This window comes from Phenylobacterium sp. (assembly GCF_030693805.1).
GTDB lineage: Bacteria > Pseudomonadota > Alphaproteobacteria > Caulobacterales > Caulobacteraceae > Phenylobacterium.
Genome location: NZ_JAUXZW010000203.1, coordinates 1 through 5298, shown reverse-complemented (window position 1 = coordinate 5298; position 5298 = coordinate 1). Strand labels below are relative to the sequence as shown.

Here is a 5298-nt window from a genome sequence, read left to right as displayed (position 1 = left end):
CAGTTCACGGGGAACCGGGCCGAAGATCCGCGTGCCGATCGGCTCGCTTTGCTTGTTGACGATCACCGCGGCGTTCTTGTCGAAGCGGATGACCGAACCGTCCTTGCGCTTGATCGCCGAAGAGGTGCGCACCACGATCGCCTGCAGCACGTCGCCCTTCTTGACGCGGCCGCGGGGGATGGCCTCCTTGACGGAGACCACGATCTTGTCGCCGACGCCGGCGTAACGCCGCTTAGCGCCGCCGAGCACCTTGATGCACATGACCCGGCGCGCACCGGAGTTGTCCGCGACGTCCAGGTTAGTTTGCATCTGAATCATGGCTCAGATCCCTTACGCTTGCGCGGAAGCGGCGCCCTTAGGCAGCACTTCCCAGGTTTTGAGCTTCGACTTAGGAGCACACTCGATGATCCGCGCGAATTCGCCGGCCTTGTAGGCGTTGGCTTCATCGTGGGCGTGATAACGCTTCGACCGGCGCACGGTCTTCTTCAGCACGGGGTGCAGGAAGGTCCGCTCGACCTTCACCACCACGGTCTTGTCGCCCTTGTCGGAGACGACCACGCCTTCCAGAATTCTCTTCGGCATTTCGTCGGGTCCTCTAGGCCGTGGCCTGCTTGGCCCGCAGCGTCGTCTTGATGCGCGCGATGTCCTTGCGCACTTCATCCACGCGGTGGGTCTTTTCGACTTGGCCGGTCGCCCGTTGGAAGCGCAGGTTGAACTGCTCCTTCTTCAGGTTCAGCAGAGTCTCGGCCAGCTGGTCGGGCGTCATGCCCCGGATTTCGTCGATCTTCATTACGCGTGCTCCACGAGAGCATCGATCCGCGTCACGATGCGGGTCTTCACCGGCAGCTTGGCCGCGCCCAGGCGCAGCGCCTCGCGGGCCACGTCGTCGGCGACGCCGTCGATCTCGAACATGATGCGGCCAGGCGCGACGCGGGCGGCCCAGTACTCGACCGAACCCTTGCCCTTGCCCATCCGCACTTCGGCCGGCTTGTCGCTGACCGGCACGTCCGGGAAGATGCGGATCCACACCCTGCCCTGGCGCTTCATCTGGCGGGTAATCGCGCGGCGGGCCGCCTCGATCTGACGCGCAGTGATGCGTTCCGGCTCGATGGACTTCAGGCCATAGGAGCCGAAGTTCAGCGTGAAGCCGCCCTTGGCGTTGCCGTGGATACGGCCCTTGAACTGCTTGCGGTACTTGGTTTTCTTCGGAGACAGCATGACTTGAGCCCTTAAGCCGCCTGTTCGCGCCGGTCGCGGCGCGGGCCGCGATCAGGACGATCGCCGGAGCGATCACGACCGCCGCCTTCGCCGGCCGGGCCGGATTCACTGGCCAGCCGCTTGTCGAGCGCCATCGGGTCGTGGTCGAGGACCTCGCCCTTGAACACCCAAACCTTCACGCCGATGATCCCGTAGGTCGTCTTGGCTTCGGTGAAGCCGTAGTCGACGTCGGCGCGCAGGGTGTGCAGCGGCACGCGGCCTTCGCGATACCATTCCATCCGCGCGATTTCCGCGCCGCCCAGACGACCGGAGACGTTGATCCGGACACCCTTGGCGCCCAGGCGCATGGCGCTCTGCATCGAACGCTTCATCGCCCGGCGGAAGGCCACGCGGCGTTCCAGCTGTTGGGCGATATTCTCGGCGATCAGCTGAGCGTCGGTCTCGGGCTTGCGGATCTCGACGATGTTCAGGTGAACCTCGCCCTCGGTCAGTGCCGACAGGTCCTTGCGGAGCTTGTCGATGTCCGCGCCCTTCTTGCCGATGATCACGCCGGGGCGTGCGGCATAGATGGTCACGCGGCACTTCTTGTGCGGACGCTCGATGATGATCCGCGAGACGCCGGCCTGATACAGACGCTTCTTCAGCTCGCGGCGGACCTTGATGTCCTCGTGGAGCAGGCGGCCGTAGTCCGAGCCGTCGGCGAACCAACGGCTGTCCCAGGTGCGGTTGATGCCGAGGCGAAGCCCGACCGGATTGACTTTCTGACCCATCAGGCGGCCTCACCCAATTCGCGGACCACGATGGTGATCTCGGAGAACGGCTTTTCGATGCGCGAAGCGCGGCCGCGAGCACGGGCGGAGAAACGCTTCATCACCAGGTTCTTGCCCACGTAGGCCTCGACGACGACCAGGCTGTCGATGTCCAGGTTGTGGTTGTTCTCGGCGTTGGAGATCGCCGAGTAGAGCGCCTTGCGCACATCGCGGGCGATGCGCTTGGAGCTGAATTCCAGCTCGTTCAGGGCGCGCTGCACCTTCAGGCCGCGGATAGACTGCGCGACCAGGTTCAGCTTGCGAGGGCTGATGCGCAGCGTGCGCACCTTGGCCATCGCCTCGGACGGCTTTTGCCGACGCTCTTTGGCTTGCTTGGCCATGCTACTTCCTCTTGGCCTTCTTGTCGGCGGCGTGGCCCGGGAAGTACCGGGTCGGCGCGAATTCGCCGAGCTTCATGCCGACCATGTCTTCACTCACCGACACGGGGACATGCTTTTGGCCGTTGTGGACGCCGAACGTCAGGCCCACGAACTGCGGCATGATGGTGGAGCGACGCGACCAGGTCTTGATCACATCCTTGCGGCCTGAACCTTGCGCGGTTTCCGCCTTCTTCAGCAGATAACCGTCGACAAACGGGCCTTTCCAGACAGAGCGGGTCATGCCTTAGCGAGCCTTCCTGGCGTGACGCGAACGGATGATGAACTTGTCCGTCGTCTTGTTGGTGCGGGTCTTGCGGCCCTTGGTCGGCTTGCCCCACGGGGTGACCGGGTGGCGGCCGCCCGAGGTGCGGCCTTCGCCGCCGCCGTGCGGGTGATCGATCGGGTTCATGGCGACGCCGCGAACGTGCGGGCGACGACCCTTGTGGCGCGAGCGGCCGGCCTTGCCCAGGACTTCGTTCATATGGTCCTGGTTGGAGACCGCGCCGACCGTGGCCATGCAGCTGTCCTGCACCATGCGCAGTTCGCCGGAGTTCAGCCGGATCTGGGCGTAGCCCGCGTCGCGACCGACCAGCTGGGCGTAGGCGCCGGCCGAACGGGCGACCTGGCCGCCCTTCAGGGGCTTCAGCTCGATATTGTGGATGATCGTGCCGATCGGCATGGCGCGCAGCGCCATGGCGTTGCCGGGCTTCACGTCGGTCTTCTCGGCCGCCAGCACCTCGTCGCCGGCCTTCAGGCGCTGCGGAGCCAGGATGTAGGCCAGCTCGCCGTCGGCGTACTTGATCAGCGCGATGAACGCGGTGCGGTTGGGGTCGTACTCCAGTCGCTCGACGACGCCGGTGACGTCGAACTTGCGACGCTTGAAGTCGACGATGCGATAGAGGCGCTTGGCGCCGCCGCCACGGAAACGCACCGCGATGCGTCCGCCGCCGCCCCGGCCGCCCTTCTTGTTCAGACCCTCGACGAGGGACTTCTCGGGCCTGCCCTTGTGCAGTTCCGAGCGGTCGACCAGCACCAGCGCGCGACGCGACGGCGAGGTCGGGTTGAATTGTTTCAAGGCCATCGGATCAGAGCCCCGTGGTGATGTCGATCGACTGGCCATCGGCCAGGGTCACGACGGCTTTCTTGACGTCCGGGCGACGGCCCGGGCGGCCCTTGAAGCGCTTGGTCTTGCCCTTGGTCACCAGGGTGTTGACCTTGGTCACGTTGACCTTGAACAGCGCTTCGACGGCGGCGGCGATTTCGACCTTCGAGGCGTCGTCGGCCACGCGGAACACCACCTTGTTCTGCTCGGAGAGCAGCGTGGCCTTCTCGGTGATCACCGGCGACAGGATCGTGTCGTAGTGGCGGGCGGTGGGCTCAGCCATTACGCGGCCTCCTTCTGGGCGAGCCGCGCCTGGATCGCTTCAACCGCATCGCGGGTCAGCACCAGGGTGTGGCGGCGCAGCACGTCATAGACGTTCAGGCCGGCGCTCGGCAGCACGTCCAGGTTGGGAATGTTGCGGGCGGCCAGTTTGAAGTTGCCGTCCACCTCGACGCCGGCGATCACCAGCGCATTGGTCAGGCCGATCTTGCCGAGCTGGGCGCGAAGGCCCGCGGTCTTGGGATCGGCGAGGACGACGTTGTCGACGATGACCAGCGAGCCCGACTTGGCCTTGGAGGACAGGGCGTGGCGCAGCGCCAGCGCACGGACCTTCTTGGGCAGGTCGAAGGCGTGGCTGCGGACCACGGGACCGTGGGCGCGGGCGCCGCCGACGAACTGGGCCGCACGGCGCGAGCCGTGACGGGCGCCGCCGGTGCCCTTTTGCTTGTACATCTTCTTGCCGGTCCGCGAGACTTCGTTGCGGACCTGCACCTTGTGGGTGCCGGCGCGACGCTTGGCGAGCTGCCAGGTGACGCAGCGCTGCAGGATGTCGCCGCGGATCTCGTCAATGCCGAAGATGTCGTCCGGGAGCTCGATCGAGCCGCCCGAGGCGCCGTCCAGTTTGATGACGTCCAGTTTCATTGGTCTTCGCCCCCGGCTTGCGGCGCTTCGTCGGCGGCAGGTTCTTCAGCCGCGACGGGCGCGGCGGCGGCCTGGCCGGCCTTGCGGAACGCGCCGGGCTTCGGCGCATCGGCGTGCGGCGCGACCTTGATCGCGTCACGGATCTTGACGTAGGAGCCTTCGGTGCCCGGCACCGCGCCGCGGACCAGGATAAGGCCGCGTTCGGTGTCGATGCGCCAGACGGTCAGGTTGAGGGTGGTCACCGTCTCCTGGCCGAGATGGCCAGCCATCTTCTTGCCCTTGAAGGTCTTGCCCGGGTCCTGACGCTGGCCAGTGGAGCCGTGCGCCCGGTGAGACACCGACACCCCGTGGGTGGCGCGCATGCCGCCGAAGTTCCAGCGCTTCATGGCCCCGGCGAAGCCCTTGCCGACCGTGGTGCCCGTAACGTCGATCTTCTGTCCGGGGACATAGTGGTCGGCGGTGAATTCGGCGCCCACGTCGATCAGGTTGTCTTCCGACACCCGGAATTCGACGATCTTGTGCTTGGGCTCGACCTCGGCCTTGGCGAAGTGTCCGCGCATGGCCTTGGAGGTGTTCTTCGGCTTCTTGGCGCCGGCTCCGAGCTGGAGCGCGACATAGCCGTCTTTTTCCTGGGTCCGCTGACCCGTGACCTGGCAGCCCTCGAGGCTGAGCACGGTGACGGGTACGTGGCTGCCCGCTTCATCGAAGAAGCGCGCCATGCCCAGTTTCTTGGCGATCACGCCGGTACGCATCGACCGATCCCCTACAGCTTGATCTCGACGTCCACGCCTGCGGACAGGTCGAGCTTCATCAGCGCGTCCACGGTCTGCGGGGTGGGGTCGACGATATCGAGCACGCGTTTATGCGT

12 protein-coding genes are annotated in these 5298 nt (G+C 65.9%); all 12 read right to left on the bottom strand.

Going from position 1 to position 5298, the window contains the following annotated elements:
* Positions 1 to 318, bottom strand: a 318-nt coding sequence (rplN, locus tag Q8M88_RS08115; protein WP_305596194.1) for a 50S ribosomal protein L14, incomplete at its 3' end; no start/stop codon positions are given.
* A gap of 12 nt (positions 319 to 330) precedes the next feature.
* Positions 331 to 582: a 30S ribosomal protein S17 gene (gene rpsQ / locus Q8M88_RS08110; RefSeq protein WP_305596192.1), complete on the bottom strand. Its 252-nt coding sequence runs from the start codon at positions 580 to 582 to the stop codon at positions 331 to 333.
* Between the two features lie 13 nt (positions 583 to 595).
* Positions 596 to 790, bottom strand: a complete 195-nt coding sequence (gene rpmC / locus Q8M88_RS08105; protein WP_305596190.1) for a 50S ribosomal protein L29 — start codon at positions 788 to 790, stop codon at positions 596 to 598.
* Positions 790 to 1218, bottom strand: a complete 429-nt coding sequence (rplP, locus tag Q8M88_RS08100) for a 50S ribosomal protein L16 (protein WP_305596188.1) — start codon at positions 1216 to 1218, stop codon at positions 790 to 792. The genes rpmC and rplP overlap by 1 nt, the downstream gene beginning before the upstream one ends.
* An 11-nt stretch (positions 1219 to 1229) precedes the next feature.
* On the bottom strand, positions 1230 to 1988 hold the full coding sequence (gene rpsC / locus Q8M88_RS08095; protein ID WP_305596186.1) for a 30S ribosomal protein S3: 759 nt from the start codon (positions 1986 to 1988) through the stop codon (positions 1230 to 1232).
* On the bottom strand, positions 1988 to 2368 hold the full coding sequence (gene rplV, locus Q8M88_RS08090) for a 50S ribosomal protein L22 (RefSeq protein ID WP_305596184.1): 381 nt from the start codon (positions 2366 to 2368) through the stop codon (positions 1988 to 1990). Before rplV ends, rpsC begins: the two co-directional genes overlap by 1 nt.
* A 1-nt stretch (position 2369) precedes the next feature.
* Positions 2370 to 2648: a 30S ribosomal protein S19 gene (rpsS, locus tag Q8M88_RS08085; protein WP_305596182.1), complete on the bottom strand. Its 279-nt coding sequence runs from the start codon at positions 2646 to 2648 to the stop codon at positions 2370 to 2372.
* Positions 2649 to 2651: 3 nt separating this feature from the next.
* Positions 2652 to 3488, bottom strand: coding sequence for a 50S ribosomal protein L2 (gene rplB / locus Q8M88_RS08080; protein WP_305596180.1), 837 nt, complete (start codon positions 3486 to 3488; stop codon positions 2652 to 2654).
* A gap of 4 nt (positions 3489 to 3492) precedes the next feature.
* Positions 3493 to 3792 carry a 50S ribosomal protein L23 gene (locus Q8M88_RS08075; protein ID WP_305596178.1) on the bottom strand — a complete coding sequence of 100 codons (300 nt, stop codon included), beginning with the start codon at positions 3790 to 3792 and terminating at the stop codon, positions 3493 to 3495.
* Positions 3792 to 4430, bottom strand: a complete 639-nt coding sequence (gene rplD, locus Q8M88_RS08070) for a 50S ribosomal protein L4 (RefSeq protein WP_305596176.1) — start codon at positions 4428 to 4430, stop codon at positions 3792 to 3794. The genes Q8M88_RS08075 and rplD overlap by 1 nt, the downstream gene beginning before the upstream one ends.
* Positions 4427 to 5182: a 50S ribosomal protein L3 gene (gene rplC / locus Q8M88_RS08065; protein ID WP_305596174.1), complete on the bottom strand. Its 756-nt coding sequence runs from the start codon at positions 5180 to 5182 to the stop codon at positions 4427 to 4429. Before rplC ends, rplD begins: the two co-directional genes overlap by 4 nt.
* A gap of 11 nt (positions 5183 to 5193) precedes the next feature.
* On the bottom strand, positions 5194 to 5298 hold a 105-nt coding region (locus Q8M88_RS08060), incomplete at its 5' end, for a 30S ribosomal protein S10 (protein WP_305596196.1).

Coding starts and splice junctions, on each gene's coding strand:
- rpsQ (WP_305596192.1), bottom strand. CDS start 582: ATGCCGAAGAGAATTCTGGAAGGCGTGGTCGTCTCCGACAAGGGCGAC.
- rpmC (WP_305596190.1), bottom strand. CDS start 790: ATGAAGATCGACGAAATCCGGGGCATGACGCCCGACCAGCTGGCCGAG.
- rplP (WP_305596188.1), bottom strand. CDS start 1,218: ATGCTGTCTCCGAAGAAAACCAAGTACCGCAAGCAGTTCAAGGGCCGT.
- rpsC (WP_305596186.1), bottom strand. CDS start 1,988: ATGGGTCAGAAAGTCAATCCGGTCGGGCTTCGCCTCGGCATCAACCGC.
- rplV (WP_305596184.1), bottom strand. CDS start 2,368: ATGGCCAAGCAAGCCAAAGAGCGTCGGCAAAAGCCGTCCGAGGCGATG.
- rpsS (WP_305596182.1), bottom strand. CDS start 2,648: ATGACCCGCTCTGTCTGGAAAGGCCCGTTTGTCGACGGTTATCTGCTG.
- rplB (WP_305596180.1), bottom strand. CDS start 3,488: ATGGCCTTGAAACAATTCAACCCGACCTCGCCGTCGCGTCGCGCGCTG.
- Q8M88_RS08075 (WP_305596178.1), bottom strand. CDS start 3,792: ATGGCTGAGCCCACCGCCCGCCACTACGACACGATCCTGTCGCCGGTG.
- rplD (WP_305596176.1), bottom strand. CDS start 4,430: ATGAAACTGGACGTCATCAAACTGGACGGCGCCTCGGGCGGCTCGATC.
- rplC (WP_305596174.1), bottom strand. CDS start 5,182: ATGCGTACCGGCGTGATCGCCAAGAAACTGGGCATGGCGCGCTTCTTC.